We start from the raw sequence: 24,370 nt of genomic DNA on the forward strand, positions 1-24,370 counted from the left end.
GATACATCGCCCCGATTTGTCTTAAAGGAGCGTTGTCATGAAGAAAAAAAAGTTGCTGAACTGGAATCGGATATCCGGTTTCCTGTTTTTACTGCCGGCTCTTGCAGTCGTTATAGGGTTATTGCTCTATCCTGTTTTATCAAGTGTTTTTTATAGCTTTACCAGCAAGCATCTGATTAAGCAGAATTACAAGTTTATTGGAATTGATAATTACATAAAAATTCTGTCAGATAAAGAATTTACAGGAGCATTCCTGACATCAATTAAATGGACGGTGTTTTCTCTGCTTGGACAGATTGGAGTGGGATTTACTGCAGCGCTGGCTCTAAATCGGATAAAAAAGGGTCAGGGTCTGTTCCGGACAGCACTTATTATTCCATGGGCATTCCCCTCTATTGTTATTGCACTTGCATGGAAATGGATTTTAAGCGGAGTATACGGTTTTCTTCCCAATCTTTTGGTACAGATTGGAATCTGTCAGTCTACGCCTCAGTTTCTAAGTAATGAATCCCTTGTATTTGGTACTTTGGTTATGATCAATATCTGGTTTGGAGCACCGCTTATTATGGTAAATGTCTTAAGTGCCCTCCAAACGGTTCCCAGGGATCAATACGAAGCAGCACAGATAGACGGTGCAGCGCCCTGGCAGTCCTTTCTGCATATTACGATTCCTCACATCCGTGTAGTTGTAGGGCTTTTGGTGGTTCTCAGGACGATATGGGTTTTCAATAATTTTGACACAATATTTTTAATTACAGGCGGCGGACCTGCAAACTTAACAGAGACGGTTCCGATTTATGCCTATAATGTGGGGTGGGGGCTTAAGCAGTTAGGACGCTCATCGGCGGTTACAGTACTGCTTCTGATGTTCCTTCTGGTAATTTGCCTTTTATATTTTAAGCTGCTTGATAAATGGGATAAGGAGGGGGCATGATGGAAAAGCACAAACGTTTAAAAAGTGGATGGGTTGGCAATACAATAAGTTATCTTTATCTGTCGGTTCTTTCTGTGATGGCAGTGTTTCCGCTTCTTTGGATTGTGCTTTGCTCTGTTAAAAAACAGGGAGAGCTTTTAAGCAATCCGACCAAACTGATTCCTAGTGCCGTTACACTTGATAATTTTAAGAATGTGCTGATAAATCTTGGTTTCTTAAACAATATTGGAAACAGTATAATAATTGCATTTTCATCTACTTTGATTACCATTACCATCTCTGCTTTGGGAGCTTATGGAATTGTAAGGTTCTACCCTCGTTTCGGTAAGCTTATGACAAGGGTGTTAATTACCACTTATATGTTTCCCCCAATATTGCTGGCTGTACCGTATTCTATTATTATGGGAAAAGCGGGACTTATGAATACGCGTATTGGACTTGTAATCGTATATTTGTCATTTTCCGTTCCCTATGCAATATGGCTTCTGGTAGGTTTTTTTCAAACGGTTCCGCTAGAGATTGAGGAAGCAGCCAGGGTGGATGGAGCAAATAAAATACAGGTATTTGTTAATGTAGCGCTTCCTATTGTTGCACCGGGACTTGTTGCTGTGGCGATTTATACATTTATTAATGCGTGGAATGAGCTGTTATATGCTTTGATTATGACTAACAGTACCAGTAAAATGACGGTTTCCATAGCCTTAAAATCATTAGAAGGCCAGGAAATTCTGGATTGGGGAACCATGATGGCAGCCTCTGTTCTCGTAGTAGTGCCATCCATTATTTTCTTTATGCTGATTCAGAAAAAAATTGCGGGCGGACTTTCACAAGGGTCGATTAAGTAGGGTTAAGTTTACAGGGATACTAAAATAAATGAATGGAGGAAGTAACAATTATGGATACAATTGGATATGGAATTGTAGGTACCGGATATTTTGGGGCGGAACTGGCCAGAATTATGAAAGATCAGGAAGGAGCCAGGATTGCGGCGGTACTTGATCCTGAAAATGCGGTACAGACAGCAGAGGAATTAGGGTGTGATGTAGAAACAGACCTGGAAAAACTGTGTGCACGCCCTGATGTGGATGCGTTAATCGTGGCAACACCCAATTATTTACACCGCGATCCGGTTCTGATGGCGGCACGCTACAAAAAGAATGTGTTCTGTGAGAAACCGATTGCACTGTCTTATAAGGATTGTGATCAGATGGTAAAAGCGGCTCAGGACAGCGGCATTGTATTTATGGCCGGTCATGTAATGAATTTTTTCAATGGTGTACATAAAGCGAAACAGCTAATCCACGAGGGAAAGATCGGCAGGGTACTGTACTGTCATGCGGCCAGAAATGGTTGGGAAGAGCCGCAGGAGAGCATCAGCTGGAAAAAGATCCGTGCAAAATCGGGGGGGCATCTCTATCACCATATTCATGAACTTGATTGTATTCAATTCATAATGGGGCCTGCAACGGAAGTTACGATGACGGGAGGAAATGTGGCACATAGCGGTCCTCGGTTTGGGGATGAGGATGATATGCTTCTTATTTCCATGGAGTTTGGAAATAATACGTATGCTTTTATGGAATACGGTTCTGCATTCCACTGGCCGGAGCATTATCTGATGATTCAGGGAACAGAAGGCGCGATCAGAATCGATATGGCAAATGTGAAGATGACCTTAAAGCATGCGGACGGAACAGAGGAGTATTTTCTGGTGCATGAAAGCAGAGAGGAAGATGATGACAGAACGCGGATATACAACGGTCTGGAGATGGATGGTGCTATTATGTATGGTCATCCGGGAAAGAAACCTCCTATGTGGCTGCACAGCATCATGAAAAAAGAGATGAAGTTTTTTAATGGTATTATGCATGGTGAGGAGGCTTCCGAGGAATATAAACCGTTATTGACAGGAGAAGCTGCACGGGCGGCGATTGCAACAGCAGATGCAGCGACACTTTCCCTGCGGGAAGACAGAAAAGTAAAAGTTGAGGAGATTAAGGGCTAAGCCAGTCCGTTCTTAAATAAAAGAATCATCTCATGAGTCAGACTTACATTCGTGTAGTCTCCGGGGATATCTTCGCGTTTCATCCAGACTGCTGTGGATAATTCTGTTTCATCCAGATGAATTTGTGGAGAACCATCCAGCTCAGCGAAAAAACCAACCAGCATGGAGTCACTGAAAGCCCATGGCTGATTTTTATAATAGCGGATATTTGTTACCTTCAGTCCGACTTCTTCCATGACCTCGCGCCGGACGGTTTCCTCCAGTGTTTCACCGAATTCTGTGTAACCGGCTACCAGGGCATAGCGGGTATATTCACGGCCAGCGTATTTGGTGAGGAGAAGCTTATCACCATTAGTGACTGCAACAATGACGGCCGGTGCAATCTTGGGATAGACGGTATTGCCGCAGCAAGGGCAGACCATGGAACGTTCTTTTTTACTTTTCATATTTGCTGTACCGCAGCGGCCGCAAAAACGGTTATTGCGGTAGAATCGGTGGAGTTCTGCGCCGTTGGCAGCTGCAAATGAAATCCACAGCGGTTCTAAATCACGGATTACCGAAGTGGGATAGAGCGCCAGTGTCTCGTTTCCGGACAGAGATATGGCGGTTTCATCAATCAAAAAGTATTCTCTATCATCGATGGAAAAGAGATAGTCGCAGTGGCCGGATACGGAGTCGCCATCCGCAGCCATAAGTTCGGAAAATTTAGGGATCTTTAATGAATCAGTATGATTTAGCAGGATGGAACCATCCTGGAAATATAGAATATAACTGTCCGGAGATGGAGTTTTAATATAAAATTCGTTCCGGAAGCGGTGGGGTGCAATTTCCTGAATCATGCGTGAAAAGCCTTCTTTCTATCTATAATCATGAACTATATCACGGTTGTATTCAGGAAATCATAGCAGATGCAGAGCAGAAAGTCAATGGATGATATCGCCTGAACTGTTACTTATCTGGTTATACCTGCACGTTTCAGTGTTTTACGGAGCTGAATACCAAAGATAACTGCCAGAATGGTAAGTACAATATCTTTTGGTACAAATGCTGTCATAGAATAGGTAAATACTCCCCATGCAGACATGTCACCGGCAAGAGCTGCCCACTGCATCCCGCCGGCTGTCTCATTAATAACCAGTCCAATAAATGAAAAAAGAAAAATAGACGCAGATTCCAGTTTCTTATTTTCTGATTTAATATGAAGGCCGCATAATGCAGCCATGATCGGCCAGGACCAGATATATCCTCCTGTGAAATCAACCAGAACGGAGAAACCACCGCGGAAGTTTGCAAAGATAGGGAGACCTGCAGCGCCAAGGAGTATATAGACCAGAGAGCCGTAAAGTCCCAGTCTCCATCCAAATGTGACACCAATTAAAGTGATTCCAAATACCTGAATTGTTATGGGAACCCCGGTAGGCATGGGGACTGATATCTGTGATATAATAGTAAGAATGGCTGCAATCATTCCCGCAAATACTAAATCTCTCGTGGTAATGCGTCTTGATGGTGCGGCAGTGTGAGTAGTGTTTGGTAATATCATGATAGAAACTCCCTTCCTAATTTATCTATAGTTATGGTAAGAATTTTATTAAAAAATTGTATCATGCGTATGAAAAGATGTCAACTAAAAATAATATATAGTTAACAATTTTGCCATGGTATTAAAAGTGGGAAGGGAATAATAATAAGCAGTTTAAATTTAGCTAAAATTAATAAAATAAAGTTTTGGTAATTATTGACTTTATAATCTTTACTTGCTATAATTTCTATCAGTTACAAAAGGCAAAGGGGCCGGAACGTATGTTCTGGCCCCTTTTTGCCCTTTTGGAAGCAATATTCACTGATGTGAAGTCGTATGGTAAATGTGGAAAATCACAAGGAGGAAAAATCTATGTCGTATGTTGATGAAGTTTATGAGAGAGTGGTAAAACAGAATCCGGGAGAAGCCGAATTCCACCAGGCGGTAAAGGAAGTGCTCGATTCTTTGAGACTGGTCATTGACGCTAATGAGGAGAAGTACCGTAAGATGGCACTCTTAGAGCGCCTCGTAGAGCCGGAGAGAGTCATTTCCTTCCGTATTCCGTGGGTTGACGACAACGGGCAGGTACAGGTCAACAAGGGATACCGCGTGCAGTTTAACAGCGCAATCGGGCCGTACAAGGGAGGCTTACGTCTTCATCCGTCCGTAAACCAGGGTATCTTAAAATTCTTAGGTTTTGAGCAGGTATTTAAAAACTCTTTAACAGGACTTCCGATCGGCGGCGGCAAGGGTGGTTCCAACTTTGATCCAAAGGGTAAATCTGACAGAGAGGTTATGGCATTCTGCCAGAGCTTCATGACAGAGCTTTACAAGTACATTGGTGCAGATCAGGATGTTCCGGCCGGCGATATCGGCGTAGGCGCTAGAGAGATCGGCTATATGTACGGACAGTATAAGAGACTGACCGGCTTATATGAAGGCGTTCTGACCGGTAAGGGCTTAACATACGGCGGTTCCCTGGCACGTACACAGGCGACTGGCTATGGCCTCGTATACATTGTAGATGAGATGTTGAAGCACAACGGAAATGAACTGGCTGGAAAGACAGTAGTCGTATCCGGGTCCGGCAATGTGGCAATCTACGCGACAGAGAAGGCACAGCAGCTGGGTGCCAAGGTGGTTGCATTAAGCGATTCCAACGGATACATTTACGATAAGGACGGCATTAAGCTTGATATTGTCAAGGATATCAAAGAGGTTCGCCGCGGACGTATCAAAGAGTACGTGGATGCAGTTCCTACCGCTGCTTATACAGAAGGAAAGGGAATCTGGAGCATTCCATGTGATATCGCTCTTCCATGCGCGACGCAGAATGAACTGAATTTAGACGACGCAAAGGCCTTAAAGGCAAACGGATGCTTCGCAGTGGCAGAGGGCGCTAACATGCCTTCTACAAGAGAAGCAACGGACTTCTTCCAGGAAAACGGCATGATGTTCATGCCTGGTAAGGCAGCTAACGCAGGCGGCGTGGCGACTTCCGCACTGGAGATGAGCCAGAACAGCTTAAGACTTTCCTGGTCATTTGAGGAAGTGGATGAGAAGCTTCACGGCATCATGGTAGGCATCTACGCGAAAGCAGCGGATGCGGCTGAGAGATACGGCGTAAAGGGCAACTATGTGGCCGGCGCCAATATCGCGGGATTTGAGAAGGTTGTGGAAGCTATGATGGCTCAGGGAGTTGTGTAGGATTCTGAGGATTTCTATTAGACTGTTTATGAGACGAATGTGAATAATTAAAAACCGGAAGACAGGAAGGGATACCGATCCTTTCGTGCTTCCGGTTTTTTGATTTTGCAAATCGCAGAAATAACAATTGATACAAATCACAATGAATTTTTATACTCCGTAGGACTGATGCCCTCCACCTCCTTAAATGCCCGCACAAAATGGGCCGGTTCGGGATAGCCCACCGCGTCGGCTATCTCATAGACTTTCAAGTTTCCATGGCGGATCAGCTCCTTGGAGGTCTGGATGCGGAAATCCCGCAGGTACTGGCGGAAGGTGATTCCTGTCTTACTTTTGAACAGCGTGCTGAAATAGTTAGGGTTTAAGTAAACATAGGCGGACACATCGTTCAGGGTAATGGTATCCCTGTAATTATTCCGGATATATTCCCTGGCCTTTTTTATGACAAAGTCCTCTTTATTATTAAGGGAATCCATGGCCTTTTCCACATAAAAGTTCAGCGTGGCAAACATGGAGGTCTGAAGCTCTTTTAAGCTGGAAGCATCCTCGATCTGCGCCAGAATGTCATAGTCTGTCAGGCTGGACTGGCTGACGACCGGGATGAAGTTGGCGTTGCGTCCCATCAGGTCATAAATACCATTGGATAACGTTCTGCGCAGATGCGCGACTGAGGGGCGGCGGCTGTTAAAGTACGCGAACAGCCGGGAGAGGTGTTCGAGGGCGCCGGCATAATCGTATTCGGCCAGGGCGGTGGTCGTCAAGTCTAAAAGCTCCTGTTCCGCCGCCCGGTGCCGCTTCATGCCGGTCTGCTCTCCTTCCTCTGAGCCGGTCCACTCCTTTGAATCAGCCGTATAGGGCAGGTCGAAGAAATACCTCTCAAAGCCCCGCAGGCATTCCGCCTTTAAAAAGGATAAATCAGCCAGGGGCAGAGGGCTTAAGCTGGCACTTACGAAGAGTCCTTCATCCTCCAGTTGTTTTAGAAAGGCGGCTGTAAGGGCCGCGCATCTGGCGGTCTCTCCCAGTTCAAAAAGCAGCAGAATCCAGTACTGGCCGATCTCACCATATATCGGGCAGTAGGAGGATGAAGGAGGAAAACAGGACTCGAAGCGGGTTTCAATAAAATTGCGGATAATTTTCTTGCGGGAATAGAGGCCGTGGGACATATCGACGTAGAGGACGCGGCAGGGAGTATCCCGGGTGATGCAGCTGCGCGTCAAAAATGCCTCTTTCTCCTCTTCTACCGGGGCGGAGCCGAAGAAGCCCTCCAGAAGAATCTGATTCTTTAAATCGGCCTCCAGGGCCGGTGGATTTAAGGAATTGATCTCCAGCGATTTAAAGATAGAATCCAGGGCATTTAAGAGTAGTCCCTCGTTGACCGGTTTTAAGAGATAATCGATGGCTCCCAGCTTTAAGGAACTGCGGACCAGATTATAGTCGTCATATCCGCTCAGCACCAGTGTCGGAGGAATGACGTATTCTTCCTTTAAATGAGTGAGCAGCTCTAAACCGCCCCACACAGGCATCTTGATGTCGGTGATGACGGCATCAAAATGAAACTTAACCACCTGATCGAAGGCGATTCGTCCGTTTTCCGCAGTGTCCGTAATGACGGTGTCCGGATAAGCATTTTGAATCATCCGGGACAGTCCGATCCGGATGTTGGGATCATCATCAACCACCAGTATTTTATACATGATTTTCCTCCTCCTTGCTGGAGCGTGTTTTAAAATTCATTCCTGTCATCTGCACGCCTCACTTCGCAGACGTAAGCGGAATTTTAATGCAGACCGAGGTTCCGCGTCCCTCCTGGCTCTCGATCGTCAGCCCGTAGCCGATTCCATAATATAGCTCGATCCGGCGGTGCACATTCTTTAAGCCAATGCTTGTAAATGCCTCATTTTCACCTCTGATATAGCCGTTCAGTGTCTCCACCTGTTCCGGCGCCATTCCCACGCCGTTGTCCGTTACCTGAAAACAGAGGGTTCCCTCTTTCTGATATCCGAAGATACCGATCCGTTCATTTCCTGTAAAGCCCTCGAATCCGTGGTTCAGTGCATTTTCCACAAGAGGCTGGAACATGAGTTTCAATGACAGAAATTCGTATAAGTCCTGGCTCACCATGACATTGATCTTCACAGCGTAGTGGAAGCGGTACTGCTGGAGTGTAATATATTCGTTTAAATGCTCGATTTCCTCCTTCAGAGTCACCAGCTCGGTCGGTGAGGAGACCCCGTAGCGCAGGACATCGGCCAGCAGCAGGCACATCTGAGAGATATCGTGGGCGCCTTCCGTGTAGGCCGCCATACGCATGCTTTCCAGCGTGTTGTAAAGGAAATGAGGATTAATCTGATTACGGAGCATCTGAAGCTCTAAATCGCGTTCTGCAATATCCTTTAAGTAAACCGTATTGATCAGATGCGCCACCTGTCCGGCCATCTGATTAAAAGAGCTGGTCAGATATCCCAGCTCCGCATCCGGCGGAATCTCCACACGGACGGAGAAATTCCCCTGTCCAATCTCTCCGCAGGCGGACACCAGGGTCTCAATCGGTTTCGAGATACCGCGGAAGGTGTACTGGACGAAGAGGATGATCAGAAAGAGCAGAAGCAGCAGGGACACCAGGATCATTACCAGCGGCATATAGGAGATTACGGCGGCCGGAGTGGAGATCACACAGGACAGGCCGGTGGAATGATCGGTCACCATATGGAAAAAATAGCCGGTTCCTTTGAAGTTTACATAAGTATACGGAACTTCGGATGACGCACCGGAGATTCCGGTGGCAGGCATTCGGCTGGACATGGTTTCAAGCGGAAAACTGTCAGAGGACGACAGCAAGCCGTTATCTGCATCTAAGAGAGCATAGGACTGGCCTTTGTAGGAATGCAGGCGGGTAAAGGAGGACTGGAGGTCATTGATATCCAGCTGGGCAAGGACGAGGCATAGCGGGGCAAATGAGCTGCGCAGGTTGATGAGGACACGGGTGCCGTAGAGGTAGTGACGGGAGGCTCTGCCGGATGGATCTTCCTCGGATTCATTGAAATTAGAGGGGATCTGGTCCGATTTCAGCAGCACAAGCCTGCCTTTCCGGTCTATGACATGCTCCCGCCAGGGGGCCTCTGTGAGAGAGGACGCGTGGAGGCGGGTGAAGTCCCTGCTGTCGAAGATGATGGGATCACCATCGTTGGTGTAGAGATAGAGGCCCTCCAGGGAAGGAAATAAGTAGAAGAGCTTTCTTGTGGCAGTGGTAAATGTCTTGGAGAGAGCGGCACTTGTCTCCTCTGAAGTGGCATAATCCGATAAATAAGGGAAAATGGATCCGTTTCCGTTATTCTGATAATGCTCCTGAAGAAGATAGGAAGTCACCTTATCCAGAGTATCCACCTTGCCCGAGGCCTGTTCCAGCAGAGTCGCAGCCGTCTGATAGGCGGCTGTGTCCAGCCGGGCGTAGGTCTGCCTGTGAAGCGTTATAAAGATATAGGTAAAACAGCCTGCCATCAGCAGGACGATTAAAAACAATATAATGAAGAGACGTTTGCGGACTCCTAAATGCTCCAGTGATATCTTCTTTTTCATGGTATTCCCCAATCTGACCGTTCTATGGTACAGACCTATTATAGCAACAGAAAATGACAGGATGCAAGCTGGCGGAGTAAGGATGTGAAGAAATGGTAAGAAATATAAAATAGGGGTATTCATTTCCTGTCTGAAATTGATTATGATTAGAACATCAAAAAGACGTGCACGTTTGAAAAAAGGGAAAGTGAGAAAAGGTTATGAGATATCAGAAAGTAATGGCAGTTTTATCAGCAGCTGCACTGGCAGCAGGCGTTTTGACAGGATGCGGCGGAGGAGCCGAAAATAAAGGCGGTGAGAGTTCCAAAGCGGTGGCGGGATCTGTCACACTGGATTTCTTTCAGATGAAAAATGAAGCAAAGTCAGTTTATGATGATATCATCGCAAAGTTTGAGGCGGAAAATCCCGGCGTCAAGATCAATCAGATCTCCCCAGCAGACTCGGAGACCGTATTTTTAACCAATATTTCCACCGGCGATATTCCGGACATCATGAGTGTCTATCCGGCGGAGGCGACGTATAAGAGTATTATGGACGAAGGCATTATGGCGGATATGACCGGTGAGAAGGTACTTGAGAACGCGGAAGCCACAGCCGTGAAGATGTGCGAACATAACGGAAAGGTATATACCATGCCATTTGCTCTCAGTTCATTCGGCATTTTCTGTAATAAGGACATGTTTGAGGAACAGAATCTGGAGCTTCCGGAGACCTGGGAGGATTTGATCAAGGCATGCCAGACCTTTGAGGCGGCGGGCATTACTGCCATCGCCTGCAATGATAAGGATTCTGTCGCACTCGGACAGGAGGCGGAGCGAATCATCGGTATTATTAAAAATGATGTTTACAACGATTTTGAGACGGTTGGAACGAGTGACGCTTCGTTTACGGGTACGGATCTTCCTTACGTGCGTACCATGGCGGAGGCCATGCTGGAACTGAGAAAGTACGGCCCCAAGGATTCTCTCGCAATCGGCAGAGAGCAGGCTACCTCTGACTTCGTCAATAATAAATATCCCATGTTCATCAGCGGAACCTGGGGGCTGGCGGCTATCTTAAAGGCGGCGCCTGAAATGAATCTCTCCATGGTGCCGATTCCTAATCCTGCAGGGGGAGCACAATCCCTTCCAATCAATGTAGATATTGCCCTGGGATACTCTGCGACGACAGAGCATCCGGAGGAAGCGCTTAAGTTTATCGAATTCTGTGCAAGGCCGGAGATCAACCAGCTTCTGGCGGACAATGAGGGAACACCTACGGTCATCAAGGGCGTAGAATACCATATTGAACCTCTGGCCCTGATGAAAGAGAAGATGGCGGGGGACAAGACATTTCTGACCCTTGTCAACTACTGGCCGGCCGGCATGCGCAACGAGTGGGCGATCCCGATGCAGCAGCTTCTGATCGACCAGAATGTCGATCATTTCCTGGAAGAGACCGACAGGATTGTTAAACAGTACTACAAAGAATCCTAGAGCAGACGATGAATACGCTCTAAAACAAAAGGTGTTGTGCTTACGCTTCCCAAGGAAGCAGGCACAACACCTTCTTTCAAAAAGAGAGGGTTTTTATGAAGAGTAAGAAAAAGATAAACAACAGGGATATCACGCTGTTTCTGTTCGTGATACCGGCGGTGGCGCTTTACTGCATGTTTTTTATTTACCCTATTATCAATGGTTTATATTACAGCATGACGGACTGGAACGGGATCACGAAAAAGTTTCATTTTATCGGACTGGGCAACTATCTTTCCATCGTGCAGGATGCCCGTTTCCGTGGTTCCTTCCTGTTTACCCTGGTCTACGCGCTCATGCTCCTGGCTCTGGTTCTGGTAATCAGCATGGTGCTGGCGCTCCTTTTAAACAGTAAGATTAAGTATAAATCGGCATTCCGCGCCATTTATTTCTTCCCAGCCGTCATCAGTATGCTGACTGCGGGCCTGATATTCAACGAGTTCTTTTACCGGGTGCTCCCGGGGATCGGGGAGCTTTTTAACATTGAAGTGCTGAAGACCAGCATCCTGTCTAATCCCAGCCTGGCAAAATACGGAATCCTGTTCGTTCACGTATGGCAGAGCGTGGCCATACCTACCGTACTTTTGATGGCGGGGCTTCAGTCGATTCCTCAGGAACTGATTGAATCGGCTTCTTTGGACGGCGCGAATAAATGGCAGCTGTTTAAACACATCACGCTGCCTTTCGTGCTCCCGGTGGTGACTGTGGTGGTCGTTCTCATGTTTAAAGACGGTCTGATGCTGTTTGACTACGTGGTGGGACTCACCCAGGGCGGACCTGCGGGTGCCACGGAGAGTGTGGCGCTCCTCATCTACAACCACGGATTTAAGGAAATGAAGTTCAGCTACGGTATTGCGGAATCCATTATTCTGTGCATTCTGGTGTGTACGATTTCCTTTATCCAGATTGCCGTCAACAATAAGAAGAAAGTCTATTAGGAGGGAGGACCTATGAAAACACAGACAAAACGGGCAGCCGGCACGTATCTCATTCTGGGGATTGGCATCCTGCTCATCATTTATCCCCTGTTTTTGACAGTCATTTCGGCCTTCAAGACGGAACCCGAGATCACAAAGAATTTTCTGGCGCTGCCGGAAAGCTTTTACCTGGGAAACTTCAAAAATATACTGAGCCGTCCGGATTACTATCAGGCGGTTGGAAATACCTTGTACATAACGATCCTGTCTCTGGCCGGAATGATCGTGGTTCTTCCCATGGTGTCCTATTCCATTGCCAGGAAGATGGATGTCAGCCGTTTTTATAAATATCTCTATTTCTTCCTGCTAGTCGGCATTTTTGTGCCGTTCCAGGTAAAAATGATGCCTTTGATCAAGACGATGAGCAGCCTACACATGCTGACTCCCACGGGAATCATCATCGTGTATGTGGCCAGTTCCATCTGCGAAGGCGTGTTTCTCTATGTGGCCTTTATCCAGGGCGTACCGACAGAGCTGGAGGAGGCGGCCTACATCGATGGGGCATCCACAGCCAAGACGTATTTCCAGATTATTCTGCCGCTCTTGAAACCCATGACGGCCACGGTGCTGATCAAGATGGGCTTATGGATCTGGAACGATTTCTTCCTTCCGCTGCTGGTATTGAATAAATCGACGAAGTACTGGACACTGACGTTGTTTCAGTACAACTTTAAGAGCACCTTTACGGTGGATTATGCGCTGGTGTTTGCAACCTTCATACTGTCCATGCTCCCGGTGTTCCTGGTGTATCTGGTCCTGCAGAAACAGATCATCGGCGGACTGACCAACGGGGCGGTTAAGGGCTGAGTGATGCGGCGGCTTACACCGCGGGAAAGGAGATTTTTCCATGAAAATAAAGTATTTGGGAACCGCGGCCGCGGAAGGCTGGCCGGCGCTGTTCTGCGACTGCCCATCCTGCCAGATGGCCCGGGAGCTGGGCGGTAAAAATATCCGGACACGCGCCCAGGCGGTGGTGGATGGCAGACTGTTAATCGATTTTGGACCGGATACGTATCTGCATGTGATCAGAGACGGTCTGAAGCTCCATGAAATAAACCATTGTATCGTGACTCACGGGCACTGTGACCACTTTTATACCACGGATCTGATGATGAAGGCCAGACCATATGCACAGTCCGGAAGCGCCGCGCCGTTTCATGTCTATGGGACAAAGCGGATCGGAGAACTGTATAAACGCATGCGGGATGTGGATGACGACTGTGAAAATCTGGATGACTGTGTAAAACTCTCTGAAATTTACCCGTTTCAGCCATTTTCCGTCTTAAATTACCGGGTGACGCCTCTTCGGGCCGCCCATGATCCGGCGGAGTGCTGTCTGATCTTTCTGATCGAGGATGAGGCGGGAAAGACGCTTCTGTATGGAAATGATACGGCGTATTTTCCGGAGGAGACGTGGGAGCAGCTGCGCGGCCGGCGGCTGGATCTGGTAAGCCTTGACTGCACCATGGGGATTCTGGGGGACGGAGCGACCCATATGGGCTGGAATGGGGACGTAAGAACGAAGGAAAGGCTGGAGGCCATGGGTTGCGTCCATGACAATACCGTGTTTATCCTCAATCATTTCTCCCATAACTGCGGTCGCGGGCTCTCCCATGAGGAGATGGAGGCGCTGGCGGCGCCAAAAGGCTTTCTGGTAGCCTGCGACGGGTTTACAGCGGAAGTATAGGACGAAAGACGGGAGAAAGAAGATGCAGAAAAAATTAAATCGGATTTATGACGGCCATATGCAGGCGCTTTTATTCTGGATGTGCTGGCTGGTGTATTTTGCCTCCTATATCGGCAGGCTTAACTATTCATCGGCCATGCCGGCCATGATCGGCGGTTCTGTGATTACCGCCTCGCAGGCCGGGTTTATCAGTATGGTCTACTTTTTTGCCTACGGTGCGGGGCAGTTTCTCAACGGTATGCTGGCAGACCGCCTCCATCCGGGGAAAATGATATTTGCCGGGCTGTTTGCCTCCGGTCTCTTGAATCTGGCCATGGGTTTCTTATCAGGCTTTGGGATGATGGCGCTGTTCTGGTGTGTCAACGGGTATACCCAGGCGATGATCTGGCCTCCAATTATGAGAATCTTTGCAAAGATGATGACCGAAGAGAGAAAAGTAAAGTACTGCGTGCATATCACCTCCACCATGGCAGTAGGAACGCTTGCCTCCTATCTGTTGTCCGCGGCGATGATCGCGGCTGCGGGCTGGCGGTTTGTGTTTTATGCTGCCGCCGTATGCATGTGCGGGGCAGCGCTGGTGTTTTGGCGCGGGTTTGCAAAGGTCGAGGCGTATTCAGCGAAACATGGGGCTGCGGAGGCATATGGGGGTGTGGTAGAAAGCGGGAATGTGGTAGAATATGAAAAGACGACAGAACAGGGGAAGGCGGCAGACACCGGATCCATGCCATTTGGACGGCTTCTGACCGCATCCGGCCTTCTTTTCCTTCTGATACCGGTGGTGGTTCACGGCGTATTAAAGGATGGGGTAACCTCCTGGGTTCCAACGTATATCAGCGAGACGTTTATGGCCTCGCCGACGCTGTCCATCCTGGTGACGACCATGCTTCCGATCATCAACCTGACCGGGGCCTATGCCGCCCAGTTTATGTACCGGAGATTCTTTCAGAAGCAGGAGGTTAAGACGGCGTCCTTTTTCTTTCTCATTGCCACCGGCGCGCTGATTCTGCTCTGGCGGTTCAGCGCGGTCAATATGTTTCTGACGGCGGGACTGCTGTCTGTTATTACGGCGTCCATGATGGCGGTCAATACGCTTTTTGTCAATCTGCTCCCGCTCCGTTTTGAAAAGGAAGGGAGAGTGTCGACCGTTTCAGGCTTTTTAAATGCAATGGCATACCTGGGATGTGCCATATCCACCTATGGAATCGGTGTGCTGGTACAGCATGCGGGATGGCAGGTGACAATCTTTGGCTGGCTGGCCATAACTGCCGCTGCCATGGCCGTATGCTTTGCCTTAAGAAACCGGGTATTTACAGTGAAACTTACACAACGTTGTACTAGAGTGAAGGAGGAGGCAATCCATGAGCAAATGGATTTATCAGACAAACGGGTTCAGCCCCGATGAGGAAAGCTGCGTGCTGCACGAGACCGTGTTTCATAACGGGAACGGCTATATCGGAGTGCGCTCTAATTTTGAGGAGGGGTACCCGGAGGGGCTAAAGACCATCCGCGGCTCCTATATCAATGGGTTTTATGATTTTATGAAAATGCCTCAGGCGGAAAAACTCTATGGCTTTGTCGAGGAAAAGCAGACCATGGTCAATGTGGCTGATACCCAGACGATCCGCTTAAAACTGGGAAGTGAGGAATTTTCCCTGTTTGAGGGAACCGTCCTCCGGTTCTGCCGCCGTCTGGATATGGAAAAAGGTGTGACAGAGCGCAGTATGGTCTGGCGTTCTCCCGAAGGGAAAGAGGTGGAGATTACCAGCCGGCGTATGGCTTCTTTTGCCAAGCTGCCGCTTTTTACCATTGAATATCAGGTAAAATCCATAAATTACAGCGGCCAGGCCGAAATAATCTCGGTTCATAACGGGGAGGTGAGCAATTACTGTAATCCCGATGATCCGAGAGTCGCGGGAGAAAGTATCTCTCACCTTTGCCCGGTAAGGGCAGTGGTGGAGGGCGCCGTTTCCTGTCTGGTTACTTCCGCCGCAGTTTCCGGCCTTCTGGCCTGCAGTGCGGTATGCCACCAGCTGTCCGTTCCGGCGGAGGAGACGAAAGAGACGGCAGGCCATCAAATAACACGGACGTTCCATGTTCAGATGAAGCCGGGGGAGAGTGTCACTCTGACTAAATATACGGTGTTTACTGACTCCGTGCGCAGGCAGGACGCGTTTGCCTGGGCTATGGAGGAGATGAAAGAGGCCCTGGATATGGGGCTGGAATACTGGTATCAGAGGCAGCAGGAGTATCTGGCGGAATTCTGGAGGCGTTCAGATCTCGATATAGATGGGGATGAGGAGACTGCTGTGGCAGTGCGCTATAATCTTTACCAGCTGCTTCAGTCCGCGGGCCGGGATGAATTCTGTAATATTGCTGCAAAAGGGCTGTCCGGCGAGGGATATGAAGGCCATTACTTCTGGGATACTGAAATGTATATGCAGCCGTTTTTTACGCTGACGAACCCGGAGATTTCCAGAAAGCTGCTGTCATTCCGATACAGGACACTGGAGGAAGCAAGGAAGAACGCCCGAATAGCCGGACACAAAAAAGGAGCGCTTTATCCATGGAGAACCATCATGGGTAAGGAATGCTCAGGATATTTTCCGTCAGGAACAGCGGCGTACCATATCAATGGTGACATTGCCTATGCGGTGGCGGCGTATTACCTTGTAACGGAGGACCGGAAGTTCCTGGCAGACATGGGAGCTGAGATTCTGTTTGAGACAGCCAGACTCTGGATGGATGCCGGGAATTTCCATGAGGGCCGTTTTGAGATCCATGAGGTGACCGGACCGGACGAATACACATGCCTGGTGGATAATAATTACTATACAAACGCATGTGCCAAATACAACCTGCACTGGGCCGTAAGATCCTGGGAGATTTTAGAGAAAGCGGGAACCCTGGGGCCGGTGGCAGAGAAGATTGGAGTGACGGAAGAGGAGGTGGACCTGTTCCGAAAGGCGGAGCGGACCATGTACCTGCCTTATGATGAAAAACTTGGCATCAATCCGCAGGATGATACATTTCTGTCTAAAAAGGTCTGGGACTTAAACAAAACGCCTAAGGAGAATTTCCCTCTTCTGCTTCATTATCATCCGTTGTATTTATACCGCCATCAGGTGTGTAAACAGGCGGATACAGTTTTGGCCCACGTATTGTTTGAAGACATGCAGTCCAGGGAAACCATGGAGAAGTCGTTTGACTATTATGAGAAGATTACAACACATGATTCCTCGCTTTCTACGTGTATTTTCAGCATTATGGCTTCCCGTCTGGGGAGAAAAGAAAAGGCATACAGCTATTTCGGAGACTCGGCAAAGCTGGATCTGTTTAATACGCACCATAACACGGGGGATGGCATCCACACGGCCAACATGGGCGGCGTCTATATGGCGGTTGTCTATGGATTCGGAGGGCTTAGGGTTAAGGAACAGGGATTGTTCCTGGCTCCGTATCTGCCTGAGAAGTGGAACTCCTACCGGTTTACGTTTGCTTATCTTGGGAGCTTAATTTCAGTGGAGGTAAACAGAAATGGCTGCAGACTTACTTTGCTGGAAGGAAGACCGCAGACTGTGACTGTCTATGGCAAACGGTATTCTTTCACAGACTCTGTTGAATTTCCAATGATGGATAAAGAAGAGTGCGGTGAGAGTGACCAAAGGATAAGCAGAATGGAGAGCACGCCGCGGTATGATGCGGTTATCTTCGATCTGGATGGGGTCATCTGCCATACGGACGCGTACCATTATGAGGCGTGGAAGGCGCTGGCGGACAGGCTTGGAGTTCCGTTCGATCAGCAGATCAACAATCTTTTGCGGGGAGTGTCCCGGGAGGAAAGCCTGGAGATTATCTTAAGGCATGGAGGCCTGACTACTCTGACAGAGGAGGAAAAACGGCGGGCTTGTGCTGAGAAAAATGAGATCTACAAGGGACTTTTAGATGAGATGTCACCGGCCGATTTAAGCGCGGAGGTGAAGGACACGCTTGACGGCCTGCGGGCCATGGGAATCAAACTGGCGATCGGTTCCTCCAGCAAAAATGCGAAAAAAATTTTGGAGCGGATCGGTCTCGGCGGCTATTTTGACGCTGTTTCAGACGGAACAAATATTACGCGATCCAAACCGGATCCGGAAGTATTTCTTCTGGCGGCGCAGTACGCGGCGGCGGATCCGGAGCATTGTCTGGTCGTTGAGGACGCCAGGGCAGGCATCGAGGCGGCGTGCCGTGCCGGGATGGACAGCGCCGGTATTGGCGATGCCGCATCGTGCGGAGAGGCCTGTTATGGCATGGAGACATTTTCACAGCTGCTGATAATCTGTGGAAAGCCGTAAAATGGGGGGTACAGTTCACTCCCCACCAGGGTTACCGCAGTCCGGTTCGGCCGGGCAGGCCCGCTCAGTCTTTCCTGTGACTTTGCAGGGTATTAGAAGTTCTTAACGCGCAAAATTTTTCGTTCAGGTGAAATTCCCACTTGTCTGAGCGCAGCGAGTTTGGGAATTTCATCTGGTTTTTAGAAAAATTCTGCACGTTTAGAACTTCTTATGCCCGAAACCGGAACAGGAAAGACTGAGCGGGCCTGCCCGGCCGAACCGGACTGCGGTGGCCCTGGTGGGGAGTGAACTGTAACAAATGGGGATAAAATCATAATAATTTTGTAAAATATTACTGGCATTATCTCATATTATAGTATATAATAAGCGATAAGACTTGAGGCGGAGTTTTCTTCGCCTCATTGTTTTCTTTCCTGAAATGTGAGAAAATAGAGATAGGGAACAGGAAAGCAGTAAATTTGAGCAAAGAAGTAAATCTCAGTAAAGAAGTAAATTTCAGTAAAGCAAAGGCAGGTGACGACATTATGCATAAATTCTTAAGGTCTATTGGATTCAGCCTCTACCAGAAGGACCGGGATATCGATAAAATGTTAGATGAATTGACAGAAGATTTATCCGGCATGAAGCGGATTCAGCTGGATGAGGAGACGAACCTTTGTGAGATCAGAAAAGAGGTTGCGCCCGGAATGGGAATCGCCGTATTCGGTCAGATGGACCGTGATGGAGTATTTCGCCGGAATTATTACTATCCTTTTTTGAGAAGTGAGGATATGACATCGGATGTGTCCTGTTCCATTCAGCGCCATACAGAGCGTGAGACGTATGCGGGACTGCTTGATGAGTATAAGGTCGGTATTTCCCTGATTTTTTATATCGATAATTCATTCGAATGCAGGGAGAGAATCATGGATGAGCGTTCCCTGGAGACTAAGCGTGCCAACTTAACCGGACTGGCGGTCAGCGGCAAGATTCTTCTGCCGATTCAGAAGACGGAGAAGCAGAGGGAGAACGCGAAGGTCACGGCGAAGGAGCGGAACACGCTTTTGGAAGCGGCCAAGAATGGTGATGAGGATGCCATGGAGACTCTGACTATTGAGGATATCGACATGTATTCCCAGATTTCCAGGCGCGTGATGAAGGAAGATTTATATTCGATCATCGATTCCTGTTTTATGCCGTGCGGAGTTGAATGCGATCAGTACTCGGTAATCGGTGAGATTACGGAGATTGTGGAGAAGAAGAACCAGATTACCGGAGAAGACGTTTACGATTTGAAGCTGGAATGCAGCGACATCGTATTCCATGTGGGGATTGCAAAGCAGGATTTGACCGGAGAGCCCGCGGTAGGAAGACGGTTTAAGGGACAGATCTGGATGCAGGGCAATGTGGTGTTTGACGAGACGGCTGACTAGGCCGTGTTTGGATATGAATTTTTAAACACACGCAAAGCCGGGGAATTTTGAAAGATTCTTTAAGTAAAACTTGACGAAACGCATAATTGTTAATATAATAATATACAGCCTGTGCGTGGGGATGCCTGCGGAACAGGGAAGGTTTCTGTAACTCAGCAGGATAGAGCGTCCGCCTCCTAAGAGAACCTACTGCGGACACATTTTGGGGATTCGCCCCATCAAAATTTTATATGCGTTTCTGTAGCTCAGCAGGATAGAGCGTCCGCCTCCTAATATCCAGGTCATCAAAGTCCTGGGAGGTAAAAAAGCTCTTTTCATAAACTTCATATCGTTCGAGTCCTCGTAGCTCAGCTGGATAGAGCACACGCCTCCTAAGCGTGGGGTCGGAAGTTCAAATCTTCTCGGGGACGCTGAAATGCCGTAACTTCAAGGGTTGCGGCATTTTTGTTCTTTCAGGGATTCCAACATTTCCTCCTTTCTCAGCCTTATTTTCGACCTGCCGCCTGCAGGGGAAGTCCCAAATGGATTAGAACCCCCTTGCGGGAAAAACAAGGTCTGCTAATCGTTTTGCTAATTTGTACTTTTATGTACTCCGGTTGCGTCCTGTGTTATCTGGTGTCGTTTTATGCACCAAGCATTTTTTTTGCAAGCTGCGTCATGATCTGTTCGCCGTACTGCTCAATGAATTTCTGGGTGAATGCATCCATAGCCTGCGGGGAAGATTCCAGCTGTTTCATCATGGCGTCCGGATTTGGCATGGAGCTGTTACCCTCTTCCTGGAGGCTGCGTTCAACAGGGCGCATATCAGGATTGGAATAAAAAGCTGTCTCAAATTTCTGCGCATTCACTTTTCTGTCTTCATCCAGGATATGCGCGTAGATTTCCGTGATCATGTCAATTTGTGCGTGTCCGGTATCTCCCTGGGTGGCTTTTAAATCGCCTTTGTTCAGCTTCAGCTTGTAAGTGGTGCTGGAATGACGCAGGGAGTGAAACACTACATTGGGCAGCCCAGCAGACTTTTTAAGGCGTTCAAACTGATTGCCGATAATGCGGTCTTCACAGGGCCTTCCCGTTTCCTGTGCCAGTACCAGGCTGTAGTCCGTATAGTCCGGCCCCATGAACTCTTTGAGCCTGTCCTGCTTTTCCTTCCAGTCACGCAGGATAAGGGCAAGGGTTCTGGGAAGCCATACTTTGCGGATGCTGCTTTCGGTCTTCGGCTTTTTCAGGACAAGCCTGGTGGATGATTTGCCGCCCATCAGCCTGGGGAACACGAAAAGGATATCCTTTTCCCCAAGGGCATCTATGGCCCGCTGGTCTACTCTGGTAAGTTCTTTTTCAATCCACACATATGCGTTATCGTTTGCAATGTCTTCATCCGTGATGTGAACGCAGTCCCATGTCAGACCGGTGATCTCGCCCATCCGCATGGAGCAGGCAAAAGCAAGGTTGATCGCAATATACAATTTTCCGTCCTGGCAGTTGTCAAGAGCCTGGCGGATGATGTCCGCTGTCCAGATGGCACGGACATTCTTTTCCCGTTTCGGCAGTTCGGCATCCTCAAAGGGATTCCTGCCGATCATATCCCAGCGGACGGCCTGATGAAAAGCGCACCGGAGGAGCTTTATGATCTTCTCAATGGTACATGGTGTCACATATTCCGTCTTTGCATGGCGGTACGGGGTATTCACCGGAGCCGTTTTCTGAAGCTGCTGGATATATTTATCCACAGTCCTTTTGTTGATGTCCTGGACAACAAGGTTTCCGATCAGTGGATTGATGTAATTGTTGATCAGTGCCGTATTGCTGGCATAGATGGAGAGTCCCCACCGCTTTTCTCCGTAAAGCTCCACAAATTCCTTTAAGAAGCTTTCCACTGTTGTAGTATTGGGCGGGATAAAGGTTCCATTATCAAGTTCAGCCTCCACAGCTGATTTTCTTTTCCGTGCCTCTGCTTTGGTACTGAAAGTTTCCCATTTCTGTCTTTTCTGTCCTTCCTGATCTATATAGGTATAGACAACAGCATGTTTTTTTCCTCTTTTTTGAATTGATGCCATATGTGCAGGCTCCTTTCCTATTATGTTTTACTGCTCCCGTCAAGCCATTGGTCAAAGGATATCCTGGAGATACGCAGTTTCTTTCCAATGCGTACTGTTTTAAAAGCTTCCGCAGCGCAGAGATTATATACGGAGCGTTTGCTGACGCCGAGTATCTCTGCTGCCTCCGCAACAGAATAGCTTCTTTTTTCCGGATTGGCTTTCGGGGTATTGTCTTTATATTCAGCCACAGTGTCCTCCTTTCTGTGTGGCTGGAAAGAGCCTACGGTTCCTTACCTTTATATCTTACGAAATCAGAGCCAGCCACTTCAACAAAAAAATAAAAACAAGACGTTCTAATTCTAAAAAATTTGTTCGTATCCACATGGTGCCCCGGGCCACTTCCTGCGCCAGAAGTTCTTGCCGCGTATTTTCAGGCCGTGCTGTGCAGCGATCAAGCAGGGGTAAGACGCTTTCAAGGCAGGCTTATCCCATGCACCTGTATAACTCCCAGTACCATGCTATGAAATTTTCAATGTGCGTTCATATGGCATCCTTTCTTAAATGACCTATACAATAATAAAATAGCCGGGTGGGCAGGGGATTTCTGCAGGAATCGAAAAAAATTTTAAATACTATATATAGTTTTAAATCATTGACTGATTCCATATCTTGTGCTACACTTTTCCTGTAATTGATTTTTGTGCGAATTCCTTCATGGAGATACAGGCGGAAACGTCTGTATGCGGAATGCCTCCGCATTGCACACGCTGTTAAGTTTGTATGAATGTACCAGCAGTATCACTACGTCTGTGAGTGATGGATTGCTGTTTTTTTATTTTGTAAATTACAGATTCTTTTATCAGAGCAGGAATGACGCCGGTTCATAGAAATTATGAACACCAGATATATAAGGGGAGTCATCCCTGTTTTTTTATTGCCCAAATACCGGAAGGCTGGGGATAGAAACTGATACATTAGGAAAGGAAGGTGGAAAGAGATTGCAGAAAGTAAGATGGCTGGATCAGGACTGCAACAAATGCGGGAAACAGTTAAACAGCTGGGATGCCCGGCTATCAAAAACCCTGGCATACAGATACCCATGCTGTGAATCCTGCATTGCCGGAGAATACGGCATGTCGGCGGAAAGGCTGAGGGACCGCATGGAAGACTATTTTGGGATGCGCCCCTGCCAGGGGCTGTAAGGAGGAACGGAATGAAAGAGAATGAGTATAAGGAATATAATGCTTTAACAAAGCGGCTGCTGGCGGAAGGCTATACCGCAGACCATCATCCGGACAATGTAAGGGTTGATGTCTCCCTGTGGGAGAAAAAGACCCTTGATAATTATTACGGAGGCTTTACATATGAACGGTGGTGGATATTCGAGCAGACCTTTAAGACTCCCTGCGGGCTGCAGTGTAAGGGGCTGCAGTGCCACAGCAACATGAGCTATATGGGGATTGAGTGGACCTTTGAAAACGATATGGCGACCATCCACTGCCCTTATGAAAAGAAGGAGTGTAAGCTGAAACATGAATACCTCCAGGAGCATGGCGTGCTGCGGTACGATTGTGAAGTCCATATGACGGATGAGGAATACTGCTATGAAGGAAGTGTGGAGCATATCTTAAAACTCCATGATGACGAGATCCGGAGGCAGGAGGCCGGCTTTGAGCTGCAGAAGAACGGGCGCGTCTGCCGGGAGCATACAAGATTTAACAGAGATACGCTGGAATGGGAAATGAATTATGACCCTTATTACTGCGGGCTGAGGAGATGTGCCGGGATGTGTCCGGTCCTTGGACATGAACTGGAGAAGAAAAGGGGAAATGTGTTTTATGATGTGAAGATTTCCTATCTCAGATCGGACCTGAACGGCACACTGTTTGAGGGGCAGGTGGATACCCAGATGATCAAGGGGAAAAAGCTCTTTGAGCATCCGGTGAGCATGGATATCGCTGAACTATGCGCCAGGCTCTGCCAGGACAGGATAAGGGACAAGGTGCGGAGCCATTATTTTACGGAACTGTTTTTCTCTGAATACCACGGCAGGTATTTTTCTTTTGAAATCCTGAATGTTCGTGCCGAGCACAGGGAGAGCAGGGACCTGATGCAGGACCTGGAAGATATCCGGAACGGAATCCAGATCATACATGTCTCCGACATGGAAAAGCAAAATTCTGAAAACAAAAAAGAGAGGCGAAGGCAGCAGAGGGAATCTGCAGTCAGGCGTCTGGAAAAGAAACTGGTGGAGGATGGATATGAGAGCCTGAAAGAATTCAGTGCAGACCGGCGCCATGCAGATAAGTGGCTGGGGCCGGAGCGTATTGCAGAGCTGGAAAAGCTCCGCCAGGAAGAAGAGAAGGAGAGGAAAGAGCAGCCGGTGCAGCTCTGTCTGTTTGATGGGGAAGTTTCCTGAAACACAGGAGGCACTTTTATAGTTCCTTTTATGTTCCGGACACCCCTGAAAATACTATATATAGTATTGACAACTTGACTAAATCAATATATTGTGCTAAACTGTCCTTGTAATTGATTTTTGTGCGTATCCCGTAAGGGAAATACAGCCGTCAGGCCGTATGCGGAAACCATTCCGCATTGCACACGCTGTTAAGTTTGTATTTTTGTGCCAGTAGTACCATTATGCCCTGTGGGCAGTGGTTTTA

Annotated in this window: 19 protein-coding genes, 1 tRNA gene and 1 pseudogene; 14 read left to right on the plus strand and 7 right to left on the minus strand. The window is 48.0% G+C overall.

All coding sequences use genetic code 11. The features are described 5' to 3' along the window. The first annotated feature begins 37 nt into the window (after positions 1-37). Genes DFR60_RS08815 through DFR60_RS08825 form a run of 3 tightly spaced genes read left to right on the plus strand, consistent with a single transcriptional unit; the run spans position 38 to position 2,939 of the window. Positions 38-934 (plus strand): carbohydrate ABC transporter permease, encoded by an 897-nt coding sequence (locus DFR60_RS08815; protein WP_110322570.1) that lies wholly within the window; start codon positions 38-40, stop codon positions 932-934. Further along, positions 931-1,779, plus strand: a complete 849-nt coding sequence (locus tag DFR60_RS08820; protein WP_341457933.1) for a carbohydrate ABC transporter permease — start codon at positions 931-933, stop codon at positions 1,777-1,779. Before DFR60_RS08815 ends, DFR60_RS08820 begins: the two co-directional genes overlap by 4 nt. A gap of 50 nt (positions 1,780-1,829) precedes the next feature. After that, positions 1,830-2,939 carry a Gfo/Idh/MocA family protein gene (locus tag DFR60_RS08825; RefSeq protein WP_110322572.1) on the plus strand — a complete coding sequence of 370 codons (1,110 nt, stop codon included), beginning with the start codon at positions 1,830-1,832 and terminating at the stop codon, positions 2,937-2,939. On the opposite strand, the gene nudC is transcribed toward DFR60_RS08825, so the two are convergent. Next, positions 2,936-3,778, minus strand: a complete 843-nt coding sequence (gene nudC, locus DFR60_RS08830) for an NAD(+) diphosphatase (RefSeq protein ID WP_110322573.1) — start codon at positions 3,776-3,778, stop codon at positions 2,936-2,938. The genes DFR60_RS08825 and nudC overlap by 4 nt on opposite strands. A gap of 113 nt (positions 3,779-3,891) precedes the next feature. Then, on the minus strand, positions 3,892-4,482 hold the full coding sequence (locus tag DFR60_RS08835) for a biotin transporter BioY (RefSeq protein WP_243005010.1): 591 nt from the start codon (positions 4,480-4,482) through the stop codon (positions 3,892-3,894). A gap of 351 nt (positions 4,483-4,833) precedes the next feature. On the opposite strand from DFR60_RS08835, the gene gdhA reads away from it, so the two are divergent. Next, positions 4,834-6,168: an NADP-specific glutamate dehydrogenase gene (gene gdhA / locus DFR60_RS08840; protein WP_110322575.1), complete on the plus strand. Its 1,335-nt coding sequence runs from the start codon at positions 4,834-4,836 to the stop codon at positions 6,166-6,168. 137 nt (positions 6,169-6,305) lie between these two features. On the opposite strand, the gene DFR60_RS08845 is transcribed toward gdhA, so the two are convergent. From DFR60_RS08845 to DFR60_RS08850, 3 genes and pseudogenes are all read right to left on the minus strand, one after another. After that, entirely contained in the window at positions 6,306-7,862 is a 1,557-nt protein-coding gene (locus tag DFR60_RS08845; protein WP_110322576.1) for a response regulator transcription factor, read from the minus strand. Then, positions 7,855-7,920 (minus strand): annotated as a pseudogene (locus tag DFR60_RS31415) (DUF6783 domain-containing protein); the annotation flags it as partial. The gene DFR60_RS08845 and the pseudogene DFR60_RS31415, both read right to left, overlap by 8 nt. Beyond that, entirely contained in the window at positions 7,921-9,744 is a 1,824-nt protein-coding gene (locus DFR60_RS08850) for a sensor histidine kinase (protein WP_167437556.1), read from the minus strand. It abuts the pseudogene before it with no gap. Positions 9,745-9,944: 200 nt separating this feature from the next. On the opposite strand from DFR60_RS08850, the gene DFR60_RS08855 reads away from it, so the two are divergent. The 8 genes from DFR60_RS08855 (at position 9,945) to DFR60_RS08890 (ending at position 20,078) form a co-directional block, all read left to right on the plus strand. After that, positions 9,945-11,219: an ABC transporter substrate-binding protein gene (locus DFR60_RS08855; protein WP_243005011.1), complete on the plus strand. Its 1,275-nt coding sequence runs from the start codon at positions 9,945-9,947 to the stop codon at positions 11,217-11,219. 95 nt (positions 11,220-11,314) lie between these two features. Beyond that, on the plus strand, positions 11,315-12,196 hold the full coding sequence (locus DFR60_RS08860; protein WP_110322578.1) for a carbohydrate ABC transporter permease: 882 nt from the start codon (positions 11,315-11,317) through the stop codon (positions 12,194-12,196). 12 nt (positions 12,197-12,208) lie between these two features. Further along, positions 12,209-13,042, plus strand: a complete 834-nt coding sequence (locus DFR60_RS08865; protein ID WP_055657705.1) for a carbohydrate ABC transporter permease — start codon at positions 12,209-12,211, stop codon at positions 13,040-13,042. Positions 13,043-13,082: 40 nt separating this feature from the next. Then, entirely contained in the window at positions 13,083-13,922 is an 840-nt protein-coding gene (locus DFR60_RS08870) for an MBL fold metallo-hydrolase (RefSeq protein ID WP_110322579.1), read from the plus strand. A gap of 22 nt (positions 13,923-13,944) precedes the next feature. Continuing rightward, positions 13,945-15,324, plus strand: coding sequence for an MFS transporter (locus DFR60_RS08875; protein WP_110322580.1), 1,380 nt, complete (start codon positions 13,945-13,947; stop codon positions 15,322-15,324). After that, positions 15,281-18,256 (plus strand): beta-phosphoglucomutase, encoded by a 2,976-nt coding sequence (gene pgmB, locus DFR60_RS08880; RefSeq protein WP_110322581.1) that lies wholly within the window; start codon positions 15,281-15,283, stop codon positions 18,254-18,256. The genes DFR60_RS08875 and pgmB overlap by 44 nt, the downstream gene beginning before the upstream one ends. A gap of 524 nt (positions 18,257-18,780) precedes the next feature. Beyond that, positions 18,781-19,668: a DUF3881 family protein gene (locus DFR60_RS08885; RefSeq protein WP_110322845.1), complete on the plus strand. Its 888-nt coding sequence runs from the start codon at positions 18,781-18,783 to the stop codon at positions 19,666-19,668. 336 nt (positions 19,669-20,004) lie between these two features. Continuing rightward, positions 20,005-20,078, plus strand: a tRNA-Arg gene (locus DFR60_RS08890). A gap of 213 nt (positions 20,079-20,291) precedes the next feature. On the opposite strand, the gene DFR60_RS08895 is transcribed toward DFR60_RS08890, so the two are convergent. Both DFR60_RS08895 and DFR60_RS08900 read right to left on the minus strand, forming a co-directional pair. After that, positions 20,292-21,722, minus strand: a complete 1,431-nt coding sequence (locus DFR60_RS08895; RefSeq protein WP_110322582.1) for a site-specific integrase — start codon at positions 21,720-21,722, stop codon at positions 20,292-20,294. 20 nt (positions 21,723-21,742) lie between these two features. Next, complete coding sequence (locus DFR60_RS08900) at positions 21,743-21,952, minus strand: helix-turn-helix domain-containing protein (RefSeq protein ID WP_110322583.1); 210 nt, start codon at positions 21,950-21,952, stop codon at positions 21,743-21,745. A 750-nt stretch (positions 21,953-22,702) separates the two neighbouring features. Between DFR60_RS08900 and DFR60_RS08905 the strand changes: the two genes are divergently transcribed. Together DFR60_RS08905 and DFR60_RS08910 are read left to right on the plus strand one after the other, a co-directional pair. After that, a complete protein-coding gene (locus DFR60_RS08905) occupies positions 22,703-22,906 on the plus strand; it encodes a hypothetical protein (RefSeq protein WP_110322584.1) in 204 nt (67 codons plus the stop codon). 11 nt (positions 22,907-22,917) lie between these two features. Next, a complete protein-coding gene (locus DFR60_RS08910; RefSeq protein ID WP_110322585.1) occupies positions 22,918-24,123 on the plus strand; it encodes a hypothetical protein in 1,206 nt (401 codons plus the stop codon). The last annotated feature ends 247 nt before the right edge of the window (positions 24,124-24,370 follow it).

Source organism: Hungatella effluvii (assembly GCF_003201875.1).
GTDB classification, from domain to species: Bacteria; Bacillota; Clostridia; order Lachnospirales; family Lachnospiraceae; genus Hungatella; species Hungatella effluvii.

What these genes read in the sequence shown, in the direction of transcription:
- DFR60_RS08815 (WP_110322570.1), top strand. Translation starts at nt 38, where the DNA reads ATGAAGAAAAAAAAGTTGCTGAACTGGAATCGGATATCCGGTTTCCTG.
- DFR60_RS08820 (WP_341457933.1), top strand. Translation starts at nt 931, where the DNA reads ATGATGGAAAAGCACAAACGTTTAAAAAGTGGATGGGTTGGCAATACA.
- DFR60_RS08825 (WP_110322572.1), top strand. Translation starts at nt 1,830, where the DNA reads ATGGATACAATTGGATATGGAATTGTAGGTACCGGATATTTTGGGGCG.
- nudC (WP_110322573.1), bottom strand. Translation starts at nt 3,778, where the DNA reads ATGATTCAGGAAATTGCACCCCACCGCTTCCGGAACGAATTTTATATT.
- DFR60_RS08835 (WP_243005010.1), bottom strand. Translation starts at nt 4,482, where the DNA reads ATGATATTACCAAACACTACTCACACTGCCGCACCATCAAGACGCATT.
- gdhA (WP_110322575.1), top strand. Translation starts at nt 4,834, where the DNA reads ATGTCGTATGTTGATGAAGTTTATGAGAGAGTGGTAAAACAGAATCCG.
- DFR60_RS08845 (WP_110322576.1), bottom strand. Translation starts at nt 7,862, where the DNA reads ATGTATAAAATACTGGTGGTTGATGATGATCCCAACATCCGGATCGGA.
- DFR60_RS08850 (WP_167437556.1), bottom strand. Translation starts at nt 9,744, where the DNA reads ATGAAAAAGAAGATATCACTGGAGCATTTAGGAGTCCGCAAACGTCTC.
- DFR60_RS08855 (WP_243005011.1), top strand. Translation starts at nt 9,945, where the DNA reads ATGAGATATCAGAAAGTAATGGCAGTTTTATCAGCAGCTGCACTGGCA.
- DFR60_RS08860 (WP_110322578.1), top strand. Translation starts at nt 11,315, where the DNA reads ATGAAGAGTAAGAAAAAGATAAACAACAGGGATATCACGCTGTTTCTG.
- DFR60_RS08865 (WP_055657705.1), top strand. Translation starts at nt 12,209, where the DNA reads ATGAAAACACAGACAAAACGGGCAGCCGGCACGTATCTCATTCTGGGG.
- DFR60_RS08870 (WP_110322579.1), top strand. Translation starts at nt 13,083, where the DNA reads ATGAAAATAAAGTATTTGGGAACCGCGGCCGCGGAAGGCTGGCCGGCG.
- DFR60_RS08875 (WP_110322580.1), top strand. Translation starts at nt 13,945, where the DNA reads ATGCAGAAAAAATTAAATCGGATTTATGACGGCCATATGCAGGCGCTT.
- pgmB (WP_110322581.1), top strand. Translation starts at nt 15,281, where the DNA reads ATGAGCAAATGGATTTATCAGACAAACGGGTTCAGCCCCGATGAGGAA.
- DFR60_RS08885 (WP_110322845.1), top strand. Translation starts at nt 18,781, where the DNA reads ATGCATAAATTCTTAAGGTCTATTGGATTCAGCCTCTACCAGAAGGAC.
- DFR60_RS08895 (WP_110322582.1), bottom strand. Translation starts at nt 21,722, where the DNA reads ATGGCATCAATTCAAAAAAGAGGAAAAAAACATGCTGTTGTCTATACC.
- DFR60_RS08910 (WP_110322585.1), top strand. Translation starts at nt 22,918, where the DNA reads ATGAAAGAGAATGAGTATAAGGAATATAATGCTTTAACAAAGCGGCTG.